We start from the raw sequence: 20,116 nt of genomic DNA, 5'->3' as shown, positions 1-20,116 counted from the left end.
GCGTCCGCATCCGCGGATCAGGGACTCACCGCCAGCACCACATAAGCCGCCAGGAGCGAGAGGTGTACGCCGCCCTGGAGCGGGGTGGCGCGGCCCGGGATCACCGTCAGGGTGCCGACGGCGACGGTGAGGGCGAGCAGCACCATGTGCGTCGCGCCGAGGCCGAGGAGGAGGGGGCCGTCCAGCCAGATCGAGGCCACCGCGACGGCGGGGATGGTGAGGCCGATGCTGGCCATGGCCGAGCCGAGGCCGAGGTTGAGGCTGGTCTGGACGCGGTCGCGGCGGGCGGCGCGCAGGGCGGCGATGGTCTCGGGGAGCAGCACGAGCAGGGCGATGACGACGCCGACGACGGAGGCGGGGAGGCCGGCGGCGGCCACGCCGGACTCGATGGTCGGGGAGACGCCCTTGGCGAGGCCGACGACCGATACCAGGGCGACGGCGAGCAGGCCGAGGCTGGTCAGGGCGGTCCGGGCCGTGGGTGGGTCGGCGTGGTCGTCGGTGTCGATGACTTCGCCCTGGGCGGTCACCGGGAGGAAGTAGTCGCGGTGCCGCACGGTCTGGGTCGCCACGAACAGGCCGTAGAGGAGGAGCGAGGCTACGGCGGCGAAGACGAGCTGGGCCGGGGAGAACTGCGGGCCGGGGGTGCTGGTGGTGAAGGTCGGCAGGGCCAGGCTCAGGCCGGCGAGCGTCGCCACGGTGGCGAAGGCGGCGCCGGTGCCTTCCGCGTTGAAGACGGCGACGCGGCGCCGGAGGGCGCACACGAGGAGGGAGAGCCCGACGATGCCGTTGCAGGTGATCATGACGGCGGCGAAGACGGTGTCGCGGGCCAGGGAGGCGCTCTTGTCTCCTCCGTCGGCCATGAGCGTGACGATGAGGGCCACTTCGATGACGGTCACCGCGACGGCGAGGACGAGCGATCCGAAGGGTTCGCCGACCCGGTGCGCGATCACCTCCGCGTGGTGCACGGCGGCGAGCACGGCGCCGGCCAGGCAGCAGCTCACCAGGGCCACCGTTCCGGCGGACAGTGACCGCCCCCAGGTCAGGGCCAGGACGACGGCGGCGAGCGCCGGCACGAGGGCGGGCCAGCGCGCGGCAAGGAAGTGGAGCCGAGAGTTCATACGGAAAGCTTCGCAGATTGACGGCGATGTCCCATTTGCTGGAGATTTCCCGCCGCCGCCTCGGCCGGCCGTCCTCGCCCTTGCCCAGTCCGCGGCTGGTAGGACTGGACAAGGGCAGCGTGCCGCTGTCATGAAGGATCTTGGCCGTCTGATGATCCGAGAAACGCCCGTCACCCGGACGGGTGCACAAACTCCCTCCATCGGGGAGCGCACGACGAAGAGGGAGGCCACCCGACCCGGGTGGCCTCCCTCTCGTTCACTGTGGAGCTAAGGAGAATTGAACTCCTGACCTCCTGCATGCCATGCAGGCGCTCTACCAACTGAGCTATAGCCCCTTGTTCTGCTGTTCTGCTTTCCGCCCGGTTTCCCCGGCGACATCGGCAATATTACACGACGGCGACCGCCCCGTTGACTCCGGTTTTCGCCCGTGCCAGATTCTGCGCAACATCACGCGAGCCGGAGCCGAGCCGGGAGTGTGGCACCCATGTCGTCGTCCGAGCAGCCGTCGTCCCCACCCACGCCCCGATCCCCCTCCCGATCCCCCTCACGACCCCCTTCCCGATCCCCCCTCGCCCTGGAACGCCGGACGATCGAGGTGATCCCGGACGCCGAGCGGCACGGCGCCCCGCACGGTCAGTTCACCCTCTGGTTCGGCGCGAGCATGCAGATCACCGCCGTCGTCGACGGCGCCTTGGCGGTCGTCTTCGGCGCCGACGCGCTGTGGGCGATCCCGGCGCTGCTCGTGGGCAACGTCCTCGGCGGGGTGGTGATGGCTCTGCACTCCGCCCAGGGGCCGCGGCTCGGGGTGCCCCAGATGATTTCGAGCCGCGCACAGTTCGGCGTCTTCGGCGCGGTGGTGCCGCTCGTGATGGTGATCCTCATGTACCTGGGCTTCGCGGCGACGGGCTCCGTACTGGCCGGGCAGGCCGTCCGCAGGATCCTGCACCTGCCCGGCACGACCCCCGGAATCCTCGTCTTCGGCGTGCTGACCGCCGTCGTCGCCCTGGCCGGATACCGCCTCATCCACCTCGCGGGCCGGGTGGCGACCGTCGTCGGCGGCATCGGTCTCGGCTACCTCCTCGTCGCCGTCTTCGCCCGGTACGACGTCGGCGCGCACGTCGGACGGCAGTCCTTCGACGCCGTGACGTTCCTGCTCGCCGTCTCGCTCGGCGCCGGCTGGCAGCTCACCTTCGGCCCCTACGTGGCCGACTATTCGCGCTACCTGCCCCGTAGCACCAGCGCCCGGGCGGCCTTCTGGTCCACCTTCTCGGGCAGCGTCCTCGGGGCGCAGTGGGCCATGAGCCTGGGAGCCCTGATCGCCGCCGTGGCCGGCGAGGCCTTCCTGTCCGACCAGGTCGGGTTCGTCGGCGAGCTGGCGGGGCCGGCGGCCGTCGGCTTCCTGATCTACCTGGTGGTGCTGGTGGGCAAGCTCACCGTCAACTGCCTCAACGCGTACGGCGGTTTCATGTCGATCCTGACGACGGTGACCGCGTTCGACGGCCGGTCCAGGATCACGCCGGCCGCCCGCGCGCTGTACATCACCGCCTTCACGGCGGCGGCCACCGTCGTCGCGGTCGCGGCGAGCGCGGACTTCCTCGACAACTTCAAGAACTTCGTCCTGCTGCTGCTCATGGTGTTCACGCCCTGGAGCGCCATCAACCTGACCGACTACTACCTGGTTTCGCGCGAGCGCGTCGACATTCCCGCGCTGTACGACCCGGACGGCCGCTACGGCCGGTGGAACGTCCCCGCGCTGAGCAGCTACGCCCTCGGTGTGCTCGCCCAGATCCCCTTCCTGGCCCAGAAGCTCTACACCGGTCCGCTGACGGACCGGCTCGGCGGTGCGGACGTCTCCTGGATCGTCGGACTGGTCTTCACCGCGGCCGTCTACTTGCCCTGGGCCCGGCGCACCGCCGACCCGCCTGCCGAGACCGTCCACCCGGCGGACGAACCGGAAGGCGGCAGCGTGAGCAAAAGCAACCACAGCAACAGCAGCAACAACCGCCGCAACCCGGCCACCAAGGAGAACTGAGCCGTCCACACACGCACCCCGAACGCCGCCGCGGCCGGGCGACGCCACCGATGTGGCAGCCGTGCAGGGAGGGCACCGAGAAGGTAAGCAGTACTCATGCCCGTTCAGCGCAGTGTGCCCGGATTCGGCCGGTGGTGGCACACCACCAGCCGGTCCCTGGTCGCCGTGCCGCTGGGGCTCATCGCTCTGGTGATGGTCGTCGACCTCCTGACACCCCCTGACATCCACCTCGGCCCCCTCCTGGTCGCCGCGCCGGCGATCAGCGCGGCCATCGGCGGACCCGTGCTCACGGCCGTCATCGGGGCCCTCGCCGTGACGGCCCAGGTCGTGATCGGCATCTTCCACGGCGGCCTGGAGACGCCGAACCACGGCGGAGGTGGCCCAGCGCGTACTGCTGCGGCCGGTCCCGCGGCAAGGGCATCCCGACCATCGGGGACGCCGCCTCCCTGCTCGGGGCCTTCCGCGCGGCGGCCCACCGCGACCCCCCGCTGCCGCGGCTGGTCGCGCACCTGCAGAACGCCACGTACTGGGACATGGCGGAGCCCGTCGACGACCGGACGCCCGGAGAGGGCTTCATCACCGCCGCCGTCCTGGACATCCCGGACGGCCAGCCGGTGCTCCGGCTGATCAACTGCGGGCACCCTCCCCCGCTCGTACTGAGCGACGGCAAGGTCACCACCCTGACCGTGGCCGACCCCGCGCTGCCGCTCGGCCTGGCGGGCGGCCTGACGGAGGACGACTACGAGTCGGAGTCGTTCCCCTACCGCGCGGGGGACGTCCTCCTGCTCTACACCGACGGCGTCATCGAGACCCGGGACGCCGACGGAGGCTTCTACCCCCTCGCCGACCGCGTCGCCACCTGGCAGGAGACCGACCCGGACCGCCTCGTCCAGCTCCTCCACCGCGACCTGATCGCGTACGCGGGAGGCACGATGACCGACGACGTCGCCGTCATGGCCCTCGAACGCCTCCCGCAGGCCCCGGCATGAAGCCCACCACGGGGCGACCTCGGCGGCGCCGGCACGTCACGGACCGCGCCCCTACGACCTGTTCGCCGAAGTCCTGAACTTACTGGCCGGGGCGGGATACACATCACCCCGGCTTGATCCCGGGCAAGCGGGTCGCCGCTCAGGAGACGGCCCTACGGCGCCGGCGGCCGCGAACCCGCCACAGGTCAGTGCCGCCAGTACGGCTCCCGCAGCGAGGAGTACGGGCATGCTCCACCAGCGGGAGAGCAGGGTGAGTGCGTACGGGACGAGCATGCCGAGGTAGGCCGCCGTCCAGAACAGCGAGGTCACCATGGCCAGCCGCGTCGGCGGTGCGGCCGCGGCCGCCTCGGTCAGGCCGAAGGACAGCGCGAAACCGTAACCGGCCCCCAGGACGGCCGCCGCGACGAGGGCGAGCGCCGGCTGCGCTGCCGCCGCCGCGGGAACGGCGAGGGCGAGCCCTACGGTGATCGCGCCGAGCCCGGCCGACGCGGTGGCGAAGCGGTTCCGTACGGCCAGGCGGCGGGCCAGGGGCTGGACCAGCAGGCCGCAGCCGGGGACGACGGCGGTCGCGAGGCCTGCGTAGACGGTGCGCCAGCCCGTCAGTCCGCCGTCGACCAGCCCGGGCAGGGTGGCGAAGCCGATGGCCGGGGCGGCGAAGACCCAGGGGGCCAGGGGCAGTACGGCGCGGCGCAAGCGGGGCCAGTCGACGGCGGTGACAGCAGCGACACCATCAGCGTCAACCGCAGCCCCGTCACCACCCGCGGCAGCCCGCGCATCCCGCTCAGCCGGCCGGCGGGTCTCCGGTGCCCGGTATGCGAGCACCCAGGCGAGTACCGCCAGGACGACATGGGGAACGTAGGCCGTCGCCATCGGATGCGGCAGCCATTGGGCGATCAAGGCGGCCACCAGGCCGCCCGAGGCGAAGCCCGCCGAGACGAACAGGCCCGGGCGGCGGGCCGCCACCCCGGCCGCCCCTTCCGGAACGTAGGGCGGGCAGGAGAGCTCCTTGATCCAGGCGCTTCCGGCGGCCAGCAGGGCGCCGGCGCTGACGCCGGTCAGGAAGCGGCCGGGCAGCAGCCACACCGTGGCGGCCGAGCCAGCCATCAGGAGGCCGGTGGAGAACAGGTTGACGGCGAGGGCGGTCAGCGCCACCGGCCGGCGGCCGCGCCGGTCGGCCAGCGGCCCGCCGATCAGCAAGCCCGGGACCAGTCCGACGACGTACAGCGCGAACAGGCCGGTGACCGCGGACTCGGACAGGCCGAGCTCGGAGCGATAGGCACCCAGCAGGGCGGAGAACTGGTTGGCGCTCCAGCCGGAGGCCGTCATCATCCAGCCCGTCCGTATCCAACCGGACCGCGTCCGTGAGCCAGAGGTGGCAGAGGCGCCAGAGGTAGCAGAGGAGGCAGAGGTGCCACAAGCACCAGGGCCGGTGTGCTCGACAGGAATACTCACGTCCGCCAGTCCTACGGGCCTCCGCCCCACCCCCGCCGCCCGCATTCACGATTTGTGAATGCACATGCGAACCGGGCGGCCGGAGTGTCTATCGTGGCCGTCATGGATCTCCGTCTGCTGGCGTCCTTCTTGGCGGTGGTCGAGGAAGGACACTTCGCGCGGGCAGCCGCGCGGCTCTTCCTCTCCCCGCCCGCCGTCACCCAGCACGTCCGGCGGCTGGAGAGCGACCTCGGCACCCGCCTGCTCCACCGCAACCCCGTCTCCCCCACACCCGCCGGCGAGCGGCTGGCCGGTCACGCCCGTACGCTGCTCGCCGCCGCGAACGCCGCGCTCGACGACGTGGCCGAGGCCGCCCAGGCCCCGCCCGCCGCCGAACGACCGCTCCGCGTAGGCATCATGGGCCACGGCTCGGCGGAGCTGACTCCCGCGTCGGTCAACGCCTTCCGGCGGGCCCGTCCCCACGTCCCCGTCGAGCTGCGGCAGCTCGACTTCACCGAGCACGTCTCGGCGCTCGTCGAGGACCGCGTGGACGTGGCCTTCGTCCGCCCCACCCCGGCGGACGAACGGATCACCGCGGACGCCATGACGACCGAGCAGCGCATCGTGGCGGTACCGGAGTCGTCGCCGCTGGCGGACGCCCGCGACACCGGCGCCCTGCTCGCGGACATCGCCGACCTGCCGTTCTTCACGGTCCCCGGGCACACACCCCGCACCTTCACCGACTACCTGTACTTCGACTGCGCGGCCCGGCGCCGCAGCCCGCACGTGGCGCTGACGCCGCAGGAAGTCCTCACCGGCGTGGTCACCGGGCGCGCGGCCGGCTCCGGCCTGAAGTCGTTCGCCCGCTATTACGCGTGGCCGGGCGCGGTCTTCGTCCCGGTGCTCGACGCTCCTCACGAGAGCAGCTACCTGGCCGTCCGCGCCCGGGACCGCAACCCCGAGGTACAGATCTTCCGTGCGCTGGCCCTGGCGCTGGCACGGGAAATGGGGCCACGGATCAGCGCGTGAGGGCCACGTCGGCGTGTGCCGTGCGCCGTGTGCGGGCCCGGCCACGGACCCTGGTTGCGGCGGGGTAGGAGGGATCACAGACTGGAAGTGAGGCACGTGGAGCCACTGCGGTCCGACTCCGCGTCGCCCCTGTGAGCCGTGAGCGCGAGGAAGCGTGACTGTTGGGTTGCGACTGGGCGCGAAGGGGCGAATACGGTGGAAAACCGACTGCAGATCCTCCTGTCCGAGGAGGGAACGGAAGCCGAGCACGTCGAGAAGCTGACCGGCTACCTCCGCCGGGAGCTGCTCCAGCTCGACGTGGACGACGTGACGTCCCTCCCGGCCGACGCAGAGGTGCCACCGGGCGCCCGGGCCGTGGACGTCACCCAGGTGGGAGCGCTGCTGGTCACTCTGGGAACGTCCGCCACGGCGCTGCGCGAGGTCGTCAACGTCGTGAGGGAGTGGTGGGGCCGTTGCCGGGATTCCCGGCCGTCGATGCGGCTGACGCTCGACGACGACGTCCTGGAGCTCTCCGAGGCGACACCCGAGCAGGTCACTGAGGCCTTCGACCTCTTCGTCCGGCGCCACTCCCCCGGCGCGGGGCCGTCCGGAGAAGCGTCGCCCGGCGCGGCGCCGGCCGGTAGGGCGCACCCGGCCGGCGAGGCACCGATCGGCGAGGCCCCGCCATGACGGACACGGCGGAGTCCCGGTACGCGCTGATCATCGCCAACGACAGCTACCAGGACCAAGGGCTCAGACAGCTGATGTCGCCGGCGCAGGACGCCGAGGCGCTGGCGGGCGTCCTGGGCGATCCGCGGATCGGCGGATTCGACGTCCAGATCGTGCGGAACGAGCCCTCGCACGCCATCAGCATGCGGCTCGACGACTTCTTCGCCGACCGGCGGCCGGGCGACACCCTCGTCGTCCACTTCTCCTGCCACGGCCTCAAGAGCGAGTCCGGCGAACTGTACTTCGCGGCCAGCAACACGCTGCCACGGCGCCTGGCCTCCACCGCCGTGCCGGCCGACTTCGTACGCCGCTGCATGTCCTGTACCCGCGCCCGCAGCATCGCCCTCTTCCTGGACTGCTGCTACGGCGGCGCCTTCCCCCAGGGCGCGGTCGCCCGCGCCGCCGGCGACGTCAACGTCCTGGAGTCCTTCGCGGGCGAGAAGCTCGGCGGCGGCCGCGGCTGGGCCGTCATCACCGCCTCCAACTCCATGGAGTACGCCTTCGAGGGCTCCGAGCTCACGCAGACGGCGGCCGTCCCGCGGCCCTCGGTGTTCACCAGCGCGCTCGTCTCCGGCCTCGCCACCGGAGAGGCCGACCTGGACGAGGACGGCCGGATCTCCCTCGACGAGCTGTACGAGTACGTCTTCGACCGCGTACGGCAGGAGAACCCCCACCAGACCCCCAGCCGCAGCGTCGACATGCAGGGAGACCTGTACCTGGCGCGCAGCCACCGGCGCCGGATCGCCCCCTCCCCCGTGCCGGACGACGTGCACGCCGCGATGCGCAGCCCCGACATCTACACCCGCCGCGGAGCCATCGCCGAACTGCGGGCCCGCATGGAGAACGCGGACCTGTCCGTCGCCGTCGGAGCCCGCGAGGCCCTGGCGGAAATGGCGCGCAAGGACATCCGGGCCGTGGCCGACGAGGCCGGCCGCGCCCTGAGCGAGGTGACCGTCAACCCGTACCCGACCCGGCTGGACTTCGGCCCGGTGCCGCGGGGCGCGCCGCCGCCGCACCAGCAAGTGCGGCTCCTCGGCCCGCCGCTGGCCCGCAGTTGCGCCGCGCACCCCAAGGCGGACTGGCTCCGGGCCGCGGCGACCCCCGACGGGATCGACATCAGCGTCGACACCTCCGCGGGGCCGGGACGGCTCAGCGGCGACGTCGTGCTGAAGGGCGCCGTCGGGGAAGAGCTGGTCCACGTGGAGGCGGAGGTGCTGCCGGCGCCGGTGTCCCCGGAGAGTCCGACGGCGGTGGTACCGGCTGCGCCGAGGGCGCCGACGGCGGGCAAGCCGCCACCCGCCCGCGCGCGACCACCGGTCCCGCCACCGCCTGCGGCCCACCGGCCGACGCCGGCGCGCACTCCGGTCGCACAGCCGCCGGGCAGACAGAAGCCGCACGCTCACAAACCCGGCCCGCACAAACCGGCCACGCCCCCCAAGGCCGGACCCGCGGCAGCCCCCGCCGCACGCCCCGCCTCACGGGCAACGCCCCGCCGCACGCAGCGCCCCACCCCACGACCGCCGCCGTCACACCACCCCTCGCCCCCGACCCGCCCCCAACGCGCCCCCGCCCTGGCGGCCGTCTCCCTGGGCCTGTCCGTGGCCTCGCTGATCACGCTCGTCCTGGCCGCGATTGCGGCGATCCAGGCGGTGGAGGCGCGGGTGTACGACCCGAGGACGACCCTCGAAGACGAGGCCGGCCGTACGGGATTGACGGGTCCGCTCGTCGTCTCCCTGATCACGGCGATACTGGCGCTGGTGGTCGTATCGATCGCCCGGAACAGCCTGGGCTCCTCGGCGGCATCGGCAACGCACTACACGGAAGGCCCGGCCCACGCCACCGGAGTCCTCACACGGACGGCCAAAATCATCGCCGCCCCCACCCTGGTCCTGGCCGTCCTGATCCTCCTCGTATACCTCGTGGCGAGGGGGTACGCCTGACCGGTTCGGTCGTCTCCGCCGCCTCTGCCACTGCGGATGGTGTGCACGCGGGGGCACCCCGGCCATCACCTGAACGAGTGATTCCGCCTGAGGGCAAGGCAAGAGCACACTTCCGGGTGGAGGGTACGCACCTCCGACGTTCATGAAGACCGGAGGAGGGCCTGCCATGTTCCCGTTCCGTGCCCGCAGTCTGATCGCCGCCGCGGCCGCCGTCGCCGGGGCGCTCCCCCTCGTGGCAGCCGCTCCCGTTCCGGCCGTCTCCGCCCGCACCGGCAGCGCCCTTGCCGCGACCCTGAACTGCGCCGGCTCGATCCGTGTGAACGTCACCAGCAACGGAGCCGTCGACGGCAAAGGCGACCTCCGCTGCGCGACGCCCACCACGTCCTACGACGGGCAGCTGACGCTGTCGGGAACCGCGACCGTCAGCGGGCGGGTCTACCAGGCCAGAACGTCCGACCGGCTCAGCATCTTCAGCGGCAGCAGCGGCGAGATCATCGACCTCGCGGTGAACAGGCGGCTGGAGCGGCTCTCGGACGCGGCGTCCGGCAACGCCACGGAGCAGGGCACCGGCACGGTCGTCGGTGGCGGCCCCTTCGGCGGCGCCAGGGAGACCGAGTCCGGCACCGGCACCTTCGGCACGGGGATGGTGACCACCTTCCTCATCACCAACAACTACATCCTCGACCTCAACGGGTGAGCGCGCAGGCGAGCCACAGGAAGCATCACCTGCCCCACGCCGGGGCACTACCACCCCATGGTCGCGATACCGAACGACATCCGCACGCGGATCGAGGCGCCGCACATCTGGTACGTCGCCACCGTCAACCCTGACGGCTCGCCGCACGTGAGCCCCATGTGGCTGGGGCTCGAAGGGGACTTGCTGCTGTTCAACACGTCCATCGGGCGGATCAAGGAACGCAACCTCCGCCGCGAGCCGCGCGTGTGCCTCTCCCACGCGGACCCGGCGGACCCCTACGACCGCGTACAGATCCGCGGCCGCGCCGTCCGCTTCGTAGAAGGCCCGGAAGCGGACCGGAACATGGACCGGCTGGCGCGTCGTTACGTGGGAACCGATCGATTCGAGTGGGGCGTCCCGGGCGAACAGCGCGTCGTCGTCCTGATCGAGCCGTCCCGCATTCACCGCGTGAAAGGCGTCGAGGCTTTGCCGCCCGGCGCACCGGGAGCCGATGGCACGTCGCCGCCCGTCAGTCCCATGCGTTGAACGGCAGACCGCCCAGCGCGGTGATGCCGTAGTGACGGACCTCGCGCCACTCCCCCTTGGTGAGCACGGGAGTGTCCACACCGAAGAGCGGTGCAACAAGCTGCTCGCGCCCGAGAACCACGAAACCCGCGCTCTCGTTGCCACCCATGCCCTCAGCCCCCGCCCTGCGCCGCGTCGAGGTTTCCGGTGAGCCGTTCCAGTAGGGCCCTCAGGGTGAGGGCCTCCTCGAGGGAGAGGCCGGTCGCGGTGACGATCCGGCGGGGCACGGGCAGCGCCTGCTCGCGCAGGGCTTCGCCGGCCTCCGTGAGGCGGACCACGACCGAGCGCTCGTCCTCCGCGCTGCGCTCGCGCGCGACCAGGCCGGCCCCCTCCAGCCGCTTGAGCAGCGGGGAGAGCGTGCCGGAGTCGAGCCGCAGCCGTTCGCCGATGGCTTTGACGGGCTGGGGGTCGGGCTCCTCCCAGAGGACGAGCATGGCCAGGTACTGCGGGTAGGTCAGACCGAGGTCCTTGAGGGCGTCGCGGTAGACGCCGCCGAAGGCGCGCGCCGCGGCGTTCAGCGAGAAGCAGATCTGGTGATCGAGGCGGAGCAGCTCCGCGTCGTCCGGGAGGGGAAAGGGCGGCGGAGTGGTCATGCCCCCAGGGTATCCCGCACCCCCATTTAATTGTGCGCAACTTAGTTGTGTGCAATCATTACTCGTGTGCGGAGGCCGGGGAACCGGCGCCGCACCCGCCCGAACCCAATCGAAGGGGACCCCCATGAATGCGCTGTACACCGCCGTCGCCACCGCCAACGGCCGCGAAGGCCGTGCCGTGAGCTCGGACGGGCAGCTCGACCTCGCGCTGGCCATGCCGGCCCCGCTCGGCGGCAACGGCAATGGCACCAACCCCGAGCAGCTCTTCGCCGCCGGCTACGCGGCCTGCTTCGCCAGCGCCCTCGGCCTGGTCGGCCGCGAGGCGAAGGTCGACACGAAGGACGTCTCGGTCGCCGCCGAGGTCTCCATCGGCAAGGACGACTCCGGCTTCGGCCTCTCCGTCGTCCTCCGCGTCGAGCTCCCGGACAGCCTCGCCGGCGAGACGGGAACCCGCCTGGTCGAGCAGGCCCACCAGGTCTGCCCGTACTCCAAGGCCACCCGCGGCAACATCCCCGTCGAACTCGTCGTCGAGTAACGGGCAACGACGGGATCAGCGCTTCGGCACCGGCGGCAGCTCCGCGTGCTTGACCGTGCAGCCGCGGCGGGCCCGCCCCGCCCTCGGGTCGCATCCCGGCTACACCGGGGACAAGACGTAGCAGCCCCTGGACTCCGGCCTGTGGGTGTCGCTCCCGGGCACGTCATCCCGGAAGTCGTTGAATTTGTATTGCCCGGCGCTTCGCATGGTCGTGGCGGCGGCCTTGGACACGACCATGCAAAAGCTCTTTGTGAGCGGCCCCTCCCCGCTCGCCCGCCGCAGCACCAAGGTGCCCTCGTACCTGCCCTCGCCGAAGCCCCAGCCGACCGCGTTGAAGAGGAGCAGCGGTTGCTGCGGGGTGCTCTGGCTGACCAGCAAGGGACTCGGGTCCGCGACGCGCTGGTAGGTGAGGTTGTGGGCTGCGGCGTCGTAGGAGAACGATCCGGTCTCGTCCCAGAAGAAGGCCGGTTCCCCGGCGCCGGAAGCGGTCGGCCGCAGGTGGAGTTCGACCTGGCTGATCACCTCGGCGCGCTCCGTCTTGACCCGCGTCGACAGTGTCGGCTGGAAGTAGAGCCAGGTGTCCTTCCCCTGGGCGACGCGGGCGATGTGCGGCAGGGCGACGTCGACGGAAGGCTCCCGCTGGAGAGCGACGAAATTGTGGATCGAGAGCCCGAGGGCCACCACGCCCGCCAGCGTCCCGGCCCAGGCGTGCGCTTGCTCGTAGCGCCTCTTGGGGCCCGGAGGGCCCGGAGTACCCGGAGGGCTTGCCTCGGCGGTCGCACCAGGCCGGGGAACGTCATCGGGCCGGCCACCTGACGGGGTCTTGCGGAAGGACATGACCTCAGGGTCGGCCGACGATCACCGTCCGGCGCGCATTGTCACCCCACCGGCGCACCGCGTCAGCACGCACGTGGTGCTGCCGTCGTCCTCCGTGATGTCCCGCACGTGCTCGAAACCGAGCCGCTCCAGTACGGCCAGCGAGGCCTTGTTCGGTTCGGCGACGGTGGCGTGCACCTCGGCCAGTCCGAGCGTGTCGAAGCCGTAGGCGACGATCGCCTCCGCCAGCTCGGTCCCGAGGCCGGAACCCCACGCCTCGGGCGCAAGGGCGTAAATGATCTCGTGACCCCGGACCTCTTCGGTCGGCTTGATCTCCGCGTGCCCGATCAAGCGACCGTCCGGACGGCGCACGGACCAGACGTCGAACAGGTTCCGGGCGTAGACGTTGGTGAAGATCCGCCCGAAGAGGGCCCGGTCGTCCTCCTCGCTGGAGGGGCCGTCACCCATCCAGCGCGACACCTGCGGGTCCTGGAAGAGGGCGAGGAAGGCCTCTTCGTCCTCTGGGGTATAAGGGGCCAGGACGAGGCGCTCGGTGCGCAGCGTCGGCGTCGGCGTCGGCGCCGACGCCTGTGTCGACGGCTCTGTCGGTGCCTGTATCGGTGCCGGGTTCGGGTTCGGCTTCGGGTTCGGAGTCACGGGCGGTGACGCTACCCACGGCGCAATCGGAGCGGCAATCGAGTTTCCGCTTTCCCGACGGTCTCCTCAGCACCTGACCAACGGCACAAAACCCCAGCAAATCGCTCAAACGATCGACACCTATAGTATCGCGGGGTGTTTTCGCGAATAAGCAGCAGAATTCCGTTCGCCGCGTGGCGTCAACCACGGGTGATCCTGTGGGCCACGGCGGGTGTGGTGACCCTCGGGTTTCTCATCACGCTGGAGATCGCCGCGCGTCACTACACCGGCCGGCCGGGGCCGATGACCACTCAGGTGAGAGAGGTGATATTCGCCCCCAAACCGGGACCGCTGTACGGCGGTCTGGCACTGATGATGGTGGCGCTCACCTGGCGGCAGAGATTCATCGCGGCCGGTGCCGCGATCGGCATCGACGCCGTCTTCGTGCTCGTGCGGTGGGCGATCGACGCCGAGGTGCCCGAGGGGCATTTCTTCGGCAACGGCGCGTTGTGGGTGATGCTGGGCTGTGCGGTCATCGCCGTCACGCGCCGCACCGGCCGGGAACGCATCGTGCTGCTGCAGGCCGTCGGCCTGGGCCTGCTCCTGGTGGCCGGGCGCAAGACCGGCGACACCTGGCTGCTGATCACGGCGAAGACCCGGCACGAAGTGCTCGACCCGTACCTGGCGACCGCCGATCACGCCCTGGGCAACCCCTCGTGGGTGGCAGGCCGGATCCTTGAGGCCACCGGCCCGATCGGCACCCACGTTCTCGACCTGGTCTACGCGCAGCTCGCGGTGGCCGCGGTCGTCGTCGCCCTGTACCAGCTGCGCAACGTGGCGACCGAGCGCCGCTTCCCGCGCCATCACCTGGTGCGCACCTTTCTGGTGATCGGCCTCCTCGGGCCGGCCGTCTACATGGTCTTCCCGGTGGTCGGACCGATCTTCGCCTACGGCCCGGGCACCTCCGGCACCGGCGGCGTGGAGTGGGCGGTGGCCAACCTCTGGCCGCACACGCCGGTGTCGATCGCCACCCCGCACCCCGTGCCGTACGACGCGATCACCCCGCGCAACTGCATGCCCAGCCTCCACACGGCGTGGGCCACCGCGATCTTCATTCATTCCCGCAAGGGCCCGCTGATCCTGCGGTTCGCCGGCGCGTTCTGGCTGATCGCCACGCTCAGCGCGACGCTGGGATTCGGCTATCACTACGGCGTGGACCTCGTTGCCGGCGTGGTGTTCGCGCTCACGATCGAGGCGGCGCTGCGCTCGCAGGTGCGCGGCTGGGACCGGGCAGGAATCCAGCTGGTCGCCTACGGCGCGACGGTCTTCGCTGCGCTCTTGCTGACCTATCGCTACCTGCCGGTGGAGATGGCCGAGCATCCGTGGGTGTTCGGACCGCTTCTCGTCCTGGCGCTGACTTCAGTGATCTACGGCTACGTGCGGACCACCGGAATGTGGGACCGAGAGCCGAAGGCCGCACCGGCGCGGCAACCGAAATCGGAACCGGAACCGGAACCTCAGCCCGAATTGGTCTGAGTCCGAGTCTGAGTCTGAGTCTGAGTCCGAGCCTGAGTCCGAGTCCGAGTCAGGCCCAGGGGATTCCCGCCCCGGGGACCACGAACCCGTACTCGTAGGCGAGGATCACGGCCTGCGTACGGTTCCGCGCGCCCAGCTTGGCCAGCAGGTTGCTCACGTGGGTCTTGACGGTCTCCAGGCTGACGACGAGGCGGCCGGCGATGTCGGGGTTGGACAGGCCCGTCGCCATGAGGCGGAGGATCTCGACCTCGCGGGCCGTCAGCCCGGGGACGCCGCGCGCGGGGCGGGCCGGGGGCGCGGGCCGCGCCGCGACGAGCCTGCGGACGGCGTCCGGGAAGAGGACGGAGTCGGTCGTGGCGACCAGACGTATGGCGTGGGCGATCTGCTCCGAAGGCGCCCGCTTGAGGACGAAGCCGCTCGCACCGGCGCGCAAGGCGTCGTAGACGTACTCGTCGTTCTCGAAGGTGGTGATCACCACGACCTTGGGAGGCTCGGGGAGGACGGCCTGCAGCCGGCGGGTCGCCTCGATCCCGTCGATCCCGGGCATGCGTACGTCCATCAGCACGACATCGGGCCGGAGTTCGGTGGCGAGGGACACGGCCCGGGTGCCGTCGGCGGCCTCGCCGATCACGTCGAGGCCAGGCCGGGCGGACAGCAGGGCGCGCAGGCCGGTGCGGGTGAGTTCCTCGTCGTCGGCGACGAGGACGGTGACGGCAGAGATCGCAGTAGCGCCGACGGCGGTGTCTCCGGCCGTCGCGGCCGCAGCCGCAGTCGTGATCATGGTCATGACGTCGACCGTAGTGGGATGCGGACAGCGAGCAGCCAGCCGGTGCCGGAGGCGTCGGGGCCTACGGAGATCCCGCCGCGGAGCAGGTGCACGCGGTCGGTGATACCGGTGACGCCCTGGCCTCCCCTCCTACGGCGGCGGGCGCGGTCGGCGAGCGCGTGAGTCACCGGATGGGCGGCCCGGTTGATCCGGTTGGCGACCTCCATCTCCAGCCACGCTCCCGTGGCCGCCACCCGCAGGCTGATCGGCGCCGACCGCCCGCCGTGGCGCAGCGCGTTGGTGAGGCCCTCCTGGACGATCCGGTACGCCTCCCTGGACACGGTCGCCGGTACGGCCGCCAGGTCGCCGGTGATGTCGGCGTCGACGTCCGTCCCGGTCCGGCGCACCCGGTCCACCAGGGCGTGCAGGTCGGTCAGGGAGAACTGCGGCGACGTCGGGGCCCGGCCCTCGCGGAGGATGCCCAGGACGTGGTCGAGGTCGTCCATGGCCGCGCGGGAAGCCTCCTCCAGGCCGGTGAGGGCGCGGCGGGCGGCGGCCGGGTCGGTGTCCACGAGCTCCTTGGCCACCGCGGCTTGGATGGTGGAGGCGGTCAGGGCGTGACCGATCGAGTCGTGCAACTCCTGGGCGAGCCTGTTCCGCTGGGCCAGGACGCGCACCTGCCCTTCGAGGGCGGCGAGCCGTTCGGCCGGCAGCGGGCCGAGCAGAGGCGGGGCCAGCCGTCTGAGGAGGGCACTCATGCCCTCGCCGATGCAGTAGGCGAGAGCCAGGAGCAGGGCGGCGGCCGGCAGCGTCCACGCTCCTGGCCCGCCCCCGGCCACGTCCACGGGCAGGAAGAAAACGATCCGGTCCCCGCCCCTGAGCCATACGGCGGGCAGGGCGACGGCCGCCATCAGGAGGAGGCCGGAGGCGGCGACGGACGCCCCGCCCAGCAACGCATGCAGGACGAGCCACGCTCCTGTACGCAAGCGGTGCGACCGGCCGGAGCCTTCGGAACCGGGTGCCGGAAGAGCCGTGCCCAGCAGGTGGTTGGCGAGCCGGACGGACGCGGACCGGGCGAGACGTGAACGGCCCGCGGCCGCGCACAGCGCCGCCCAGAGCGCCAGGAGGAGAACCGCGCGGACGGGTCCCGGCCCGCCGGCCGGCGTCACGGCGACCACCGCTACCGCCACCACGAGCGGCAGCAGACCGGCGACTGCGGCGCCGAGAAACGCGTAGAGCCAACTGGAGAACCAGCCGGAGAACCAGTCGGAGAACCAGTCGGCGAGCCGACTGGAGATCCCGCTGGAGAACCCACTGGAGAACCGGCTGAAGAGCCGGCCTTTTCGGGAATCCGCGGCGAAACGCGGAGGTATGAGCGTGCGCACGCCGCGGAGTATCGCACCGGCCTCCTGCCGGAAACCTCCCCCGCAAGAGCCAGATGCGGATTCCCCCGCTACCGGGATGTGCCGGCCGCCCCTGCCCCGCGAAGGTTGCCGGACGCGACGAACGGCGCGGACGACATCGCAACATCGGGAAAGCGTGGGTGCGTTCATGGCATCGAAGGAGTCGCTGCCGGAATCCGGCAGGACGAGCAGGACGAGAAGGAAAGGGGTGGCGGCGTTCCTCGTCATCTGTTTCGGGGCCAGCTGGGCCTACGTCTTCACGGCCCGTTTCGCATGCGGCCTGTCGCTGGTGAATCCGCTGGTGCAGCTGCCTTTCGGCTTCATGCCGGCCATAGCGGCGACCGTGGTGCGCCGCTGGGTCACCAAAGAGGGCTTCGCCGATTCCGGCCTGCGCCTGCGGCTGCGGAGCGCGTGGCCCTATTACCTCGTGGCCTGGCTCGGCCCCTTGGCGCTGACGGCCGCCACCATGGCGCTGGCGGCGGCACTGGGGCTGTGGACCCCGGACCTCACCCCGCTCCGCGACTTCGCGGGTGGCATGCCCGCGTGGGTGTTCGTCGTCGTGCTCATGCTCGTCCTGCCGCTCCTGACGCCGATCTACGGCGGCGAGGAATTCGGCTGGACCAGCTATCTGCGTCCCCGCCTCTCCCCCGGCCGGTCCGCGAAAGCCACCGTCCTCACGGGTCTCATCTGGGCGTCCTGGCACTACCCGCTGGCCTTCGTCGGCTACATCGAATTCCCCGACGTCCTCATCGGCCTGCTGGCCTGGACGGTTTCCTTCCAGTTCCAGGAGGCGCTCCTGGTGTGGCTGTACGTACGCAGCAAGAGCGTCTGGGTCGTCAGCCTCGCCCACGCCGGGAACAACATGGTCCTCTCCCTCGTCTCGGGCATCCTCCTGTCCGAGGGCGCGGGCCTGGAGGTCACATCGGTCACCCTCCTGATGGCCGCCCCGACGGCCGTCGTCTGTGCCGTACTGGCCCTGCGGGGGAAACGGGGGAGCCAGGAGAAGCGGGAGAAGCGGGAGAAGCGGGGAAAGCGGGGAAAGCGGGGAAAGCTGCGCCCGATCGCCGTTCAAGCGGATTGCACCTACGGTGGACAGGTGGGGCCAGGGGCTTCTTGAGTGGCATGAGAGGGCCGCCATGGCGATCGACATCCACGCGCACGCATGGACGGATGCCTACCTCGATCTGCTCCAGGGGTACGGCAAGACCGACACCGCGACGCAGCGCGGCCTCGGTGCGGGCGTCTCGGACGCGGACATGGAGGCGCGCTTCGAGCTGATGGACGCGGCGGGCATCACGCTCCAGGTGTTGTCGGTCACGCCTCAGTCACCGCACTTCACCGACCGTGAACACGCCGTCCGGGCCGCCCGCACGGCCAACGACCTCTACGCGGACGTGGTGCAGCGCTGGCCGGACCGGTTCCGGGCGTTCGCCGCACTCCCGTTCCCGCACACGGACGCCGCCCTGGAGGAACTGGCGCGAGCGCTCGACGAGCTGAACATGGCGGGTGCGTGCACGACGACGTCGGTCCTGGGCCGCTCGGTGGCGGACCCGGCGTTCGAGCCGGTCTTCGCGGAACTGGACCGGCGCGGCAGCGTCCTCTACGTACACCCCGCGGGGACCGGAGCCGAGTCGCCGCTGATCGCCGGCCACCGTCTGACGTGGACGATCGGCGCCCCCGTCGAGGACACCGTCGCGGTGATGCACCTGATCCTGGCCGGCGTCCCCAGCCGGTACCCCCGTCTGAAGGTCGTGATCTCGCACCTGGGCGGAGCGCTGCCCATGGTGCTGGCCCGGGCGGACAACCAGTACCTCTGGGAGGCGCCGGACATCCCGGAGAAGCCGAGCCTCGCGGCGCGCCGCATGTGGTACGACACGGTGGGACACGGACACGTGCCGGCGCTGTGGGCGGCCGTGGAGTCGCTGGGCGCCGACCGGCTGGTCCTGGGCACCGACTTCCCGTACCAGGCCGGCGAGCAGTTCCTGGCCGCCACGGGCTACATCCGGTACTCGGGCCTGCCCGACGCCCAGGCGACCGCGATCCTCGACGAGAACGCCACCCGGCTGATCACGCTGTGAGCGGCCGCCTCGTCAGGCATCGAGCCTGACGAACCCTGGGCATCGAAATCCTGTCGAACCCTGGGCATCGATCCTGTCGAACGCCGTTCAACCGCCCTTCACACACCGTGGTGAGCGAGCGGCGCGTGCGGGTCGCCGCCGACGGGGGTGTGGTCGGTGTGCACGGTCACGGCGGTCAGCCGGGGTACGGCGTGGATCAGGGCGTGTTCGGCCGCGACGGCCAGGCGGTGGGCCTGGACGACGGTCAGGTGCGGGTCGACGACGATGTCGGCCTCGGCTCGCAGGGAGTGCCCGATCCAGCGGATGCGCACCTGCCCGAGGTCGCGCACGCCGTCCACGCCGCGCAGGGCGTTCTCGGCGCTGTCGAGGAGTTCCGGTTCGACGGAGTCCATCAGGCGGTGGCCGACCTCCCGGGCGGCGTCCTTGAGGACGAGGAGGATCGCGGCGGTGATGAGCAGGCCGACGAGGGGGTCGGCGAGGCGCCAGCCGAGGGCGGCGCCGCCGGCGCCGAGGAGGACGGCCAGGGAGGTGAAGCCGTCGGTGCGGGCGTGCAGGCCGTCGGCGACCAGGGCCGCGGAGCCGATCCGCCGGCCGGTGCGGATGCGGTAGCGGGCCACGCACTCGTTGCCGATGAAGCCGGCCAGCGCGGCCAGGGTCACGGCCCACAGGTGCGTGACGTCGCGGGGGTACAGGAGCCGGTCGACGGCCTCGTACGCCGCGAGTGCGCACGAGGCCGCCATGGTCGCGAGCACCGCGACGCCCGCGAGGTCCTCGGCGCGGCCGTATCCGTAGGTGTAGCGGCGGTTGGCGGCCCGTCGCCCGAGTACGAAGGCGATGCCCAGCGGTACGGCGGTCAGTGCGTCGGCGGCGTTGTGGAGGGTGTCGCCGAGCAGTGCCACCGACCCGGAGAGCGCGGTGACCACCGCTTGGACGAGCGTCGTCGCGCCCAGGATCCCGAGCGACAGCCACAGCGTGCGCATGCCCTCCCGGGAGGCCTCCATCGCCGCGTCGACCTTGTCCGCGGCCTCGTGCCGGTGCGGGGTGAGGAAGTGCCCGAGCCCATGTCCCTGTCCATGTCCATGCCCATGTCCGCGCCCATGTCCATGCCCTTGCCCCTCCCCACGGCCCTCCCCGTACCCGTGCCCGTGCCCGTGCTCATGCCGGTGCCGGTTCCCGTCCATGGCACCCACGATGGCACGCTGATCCGATTGCGGCTACAACCGTCATACGTCCGGTGACCAGGTG

20 protein-coding genes and 1 tRNA gene are annotated in these 20,116 nt (G+C 71.5%); 11 read left to right on the top strand and 10 right to left on the bottom strand.

Annotated elements, in window-relative coordinates:
* Positions 1-17 precede the first annotated feature (17 nt).
* A complete protein-coding gene (locus NQU55_RS18165; protein ID WP_168096025.1) occupies positions 18-1,118 on the bottom strand; it encodes a calcium:cation antiporter in 1,101 nt (366 codons plus the stop codon).
* A 262-nt stretch (positions 1,119-1,380) separates the two neighbouring features.
* A tRNA-Ala gene (locus NQU55_RS18160) sits at positions 1,381-1,453 on the bottom strand.
* Positions 1,454-1,713: 260 nt separating this feature from the next.
* On the opposite strand from NQU55_RS18160, the gene NQU55_RS18155 reads away from it, so the two are divergent.
* Together NQU55_RS18155 and NQU55_RS18150 are read left to right on the top strand one after the other, a co-directional pair.
* On the top strand, positions 1,714-3,150 hold the full coding sequence (locus tag NQU55_RS18155) for a purine-cytosine permease family protein (protein ID WP_256790843.1): 1,437 nt from the start codon (positions 1,714-1,716) through the stop codon (positions 3,148-3,150).
* A 419-nt stretch (positions 3,151-3,569) separates the two neighbouring features.
* The gene (locus tag NQU55_RS18150; RefSeq protein WP_308402250.1) at positions 3,570-4,139 is read left to right on the top strand and encodes a PP2C family protein-serine/threonine phosphatase; all 570 of its coding nucleotides are present in this window, start codon (positions 3,570-3,572) and stop codon (positions 4,137-4,139) included.
* Positions 4,140-4,190: 51 nt separating this feature from the next.
* Here NQU55_RS18150 and NQU55_RS18145 read toward each other — a convergent pair whose 3' ends face one another.
* The gene (locus NQU55_RS18145; protein WP_256790842.1) at positions 4,191-5,468 is read right to left on the bottom strand and encodes an MFS transporter; all 1,278 of its coding nucleotides are present in this window, start codon (positions 5,466-5,468) and stop codon (positions 4,191-4,193) included.
* Positions 5,469-5,693: 225 nt separating this feature from the next.
* On the opposite strand from NQU55_RS18145, the gene NQU55_RS18140 reads away from it, so the two are divergent.
* The 5 genes from NQU55_RS18140 (at position 5,694) to NQU55_RS18120 (ending at position 10,469) form a co-directional block, all read left to right on the top strand.
* Positions 5,694-6,599 (top strand): LysR family transcriptional regulator, encoded by a 906-nt coding sequence (locus tag NQU55_RS18140; protein WP_168093898.1) that lies wholly within the window; start codon positions 5,694-5,696, stop codon positions 6,597-6,599.
* 195 nt (positions 6,600-6,794) lie between these two features.
* Positions 6,795-7,268 (top strand): hypothetical protein, encoded by a 474-nt coding sequence (locus NQU55_RS18135; RefSeq protein WP_206329545.1) that lies wholly within the window; start codon positions 6,795-6,797, stop codon positions 7,266-7,268.
* Positions 7,265-9,247, top strand: coding sequence for a caspase family protein (locus NQU55_RS18130; RefSeq protein WP_168093897.1), 1,983 nt, complete (start codon positions 7,265-7,267; stop codon positions 9,245-9,247). The genes NQU55_RS18135 and NQU55_RS18130 overlap by 4 nt, the downstream gene beginning before the upstream one ends.
* 166 nt (positions 9,248-9,413) lie before the next feature.
* A complete protein-coding gene (locus NQU55_RS18125) occupies positions 9,414-9,944 on the top strand; it encodes a hypothetical protein (RefSeq protein ID WP_168093896.1) in 531 nt (176 codons plus the stop codon).
* A gap of 57 nt (positions 9,945-10,001) precedes the next feature.
* Positions 10,002-10,469 carry a PPOX class F420-dependent oxidoreductase gene (locus NQU55_RS18120; protein ID WP_168093895.1) on the top strand — a complete coding sequence of 156 codons (468 nt, stop codon included), beginning with the start codon at positions 10,002-10,004 and terminating at the stop codon, positions 10,467-10,469.
* Here NQU55_RS18120 and NQU55_RS18115 read toward each other — a convergent pair.
* Positions 10,453-10,617 (bottom strand): hypothetical protein, encoded by a 165-nt coding sequence (locus NQU55_RS18115; protein ID WP_168093890.1) that lies wholly within the window; start codon positions 10,615-10,617, stop codon positions 10,453-10,455. The genes NQU55_RS18120 and NQU55_RS18115 overlap by 17 nt on opposite strands.
* A gap of 4 nt (positions 10,618-10,621) precedes the next feature.
* Complete coding sequence (locus NQU55_RS18110) at positions 10,622-11,101, bottom strand: MarR family winged helix-turn-helix transcriptional regulator (RefSeq protein ID WP_168093894.1); 480 nt, start codon at positions 11,099-11,101, stop codon at positions 10,622-10,624.
* 124 nt (positions 11,102-11,225) lie between these two features.
* Here NQU55_RS18110 and NQU55_RS18105 point away from each other — a divergent pair, with 124 nt between their 5' ends.
* Positions 11,226-11,636, top strand: a complete 411-nt coding sequence (locus tag NQU55_RS18105; RefSeq protein WP_168093893.1) for an organic hydroperoxide resistance protein — start codon at positions 11,226-11,228, stop codon at positions 11,634-11,636.
* Between the two features lie 99 nt (positions 11,637-11,735).
* Here the strand turns inward: NQU55_RS18105 and NQU55_RS18100 are convergent, their stop codons facing one another.
* A complete protein-coding gene (locus NQU55_RS18100) occupies positions 11,736-12,320 on the bottom strand; it encodes a hypothetical protein (protein ID WP_168093892.1) in 585 nt (194 codons plus the stop codon).
* 174 nt (positions 12,321-12,494) lie between these two features.
* Positions 12,495-13,070, bottom strand: coding sequence for a GNAT family N-acetyltransferase (locus NQU55_RS18095; RefSeq protein WP_168093902.1), 576 nt, complete (start codon positions 13,068-13,070; stop codon positions 12,495-12,497).
* A gap of 231 nt (positions 13,071-13,301) precedes the next feature.
* Here NQU55_RS18095 and NQU55_RS18090 point away from each other — a divergent pair, with 231 nt between their 5' ends.
* Positions 13,302-14,624 (top strand): phosphatase PAP2 family protein, encoded by a 1,323-nt coding sequence (locus tag NQU55_RS18090; RefSeq protein WP_256790850.1) that lies wholly within the window; start codon positions 13,302-13,304, stop codon positions 14,622-14,624.
* Between the two features lie 49 nt (positions 14,625-14,673).
* On the opposite strand, the gene NQU55_RS18085 is transcribed toward NQU55_RS18090, so the two are convergent.
* Together NQU55_RS18085 and NQU55_RS36835 are read right to left on the bottom strand one after the other, a co-directional pair.
* On the bottom strand, positions 14,674-15,411 hold the full coding sequence (locus tag NQU55_RS18085) for a response regulator transcription factor (RefSeq protein ID WP_240976504.1): 738 nt from the start codon (positions 15,409-15,411) through the stop codon (positions 14,674-14,676).
* A complete protein-coding gene (locus NQU55_RS36835; RefSeq protein WP_256790841.1) occupies positions 15,408-16,775 on the bottom strand; it encodes a sensor histidine kinase in 1,368 nt (455 codons plus the stop codon). The genes NQU55_RS18085 and NQU55_RS36835 overlap by 4 nt, the downstream gene beginning before the upstream one ends.
* Positions 16,776-16,941: 166 nt before the next feature.
* Between NQU55_RS36835 and NQU55_RS18075 the strand changes: the two genes are divergently transcribed.
* Both NQU55_RS18075 and NQU55_RS18070 read left to right on the top strand, forming a co-directional pair.
* Positions 16,942-17,910: a CPBP family intramembrane glutamic endopeptidase gene (locus NQU55_RS18075; protein ID WP_256790840.1), complete on the top strand. Its 969-nt coding sequence runs from the start codon at positions 16,942-16,944 to the stop codon at positions 17,908-17,910.
* Positions 17,911-17,929: 19 nt separating this feature from the next.
* Positions 17,930-18,871, top strand: a complete 942-nt coding sequence (locus tag NQU55_RS18070; protein WP_168097058.1) for an amidohydrolase family protein — start codon at positions 17,930-17,932, stop codon at positions 18,869-18,871.
* Between the two features lie 98 nt (positions 18,872-18,969).
* Here NQU55_RS18070 and NQU55_RS18065 read toward each other — a convergent pair whose 3' ends face one another.
* Entirely contained in the window at positions 18,970-20,052 is a 1,083-nt protein-coding gene (locus tag NQU55_RS18065) for a cation diffusion facilitator family transporter (RefSeq protein WP_168092614.1), read from the bottom strand.
* Positions 20,053-20,116 lie beyond the last annotated feature (64 nt).

Source organism: Streptomyces telluris, assembly GCF_024519335.1.
Taxonomy (GTDB): Bacteria; Actinomycetota; Actinomycetes; order Streptomycetales; family Streptomycetaceae; genus Streptomyces; species Streptomyces telluris.
Note: the sequence above shows the minus strand (reverse complement) of the source record. Positions and strands in the feature narration are given on the sequence as shown.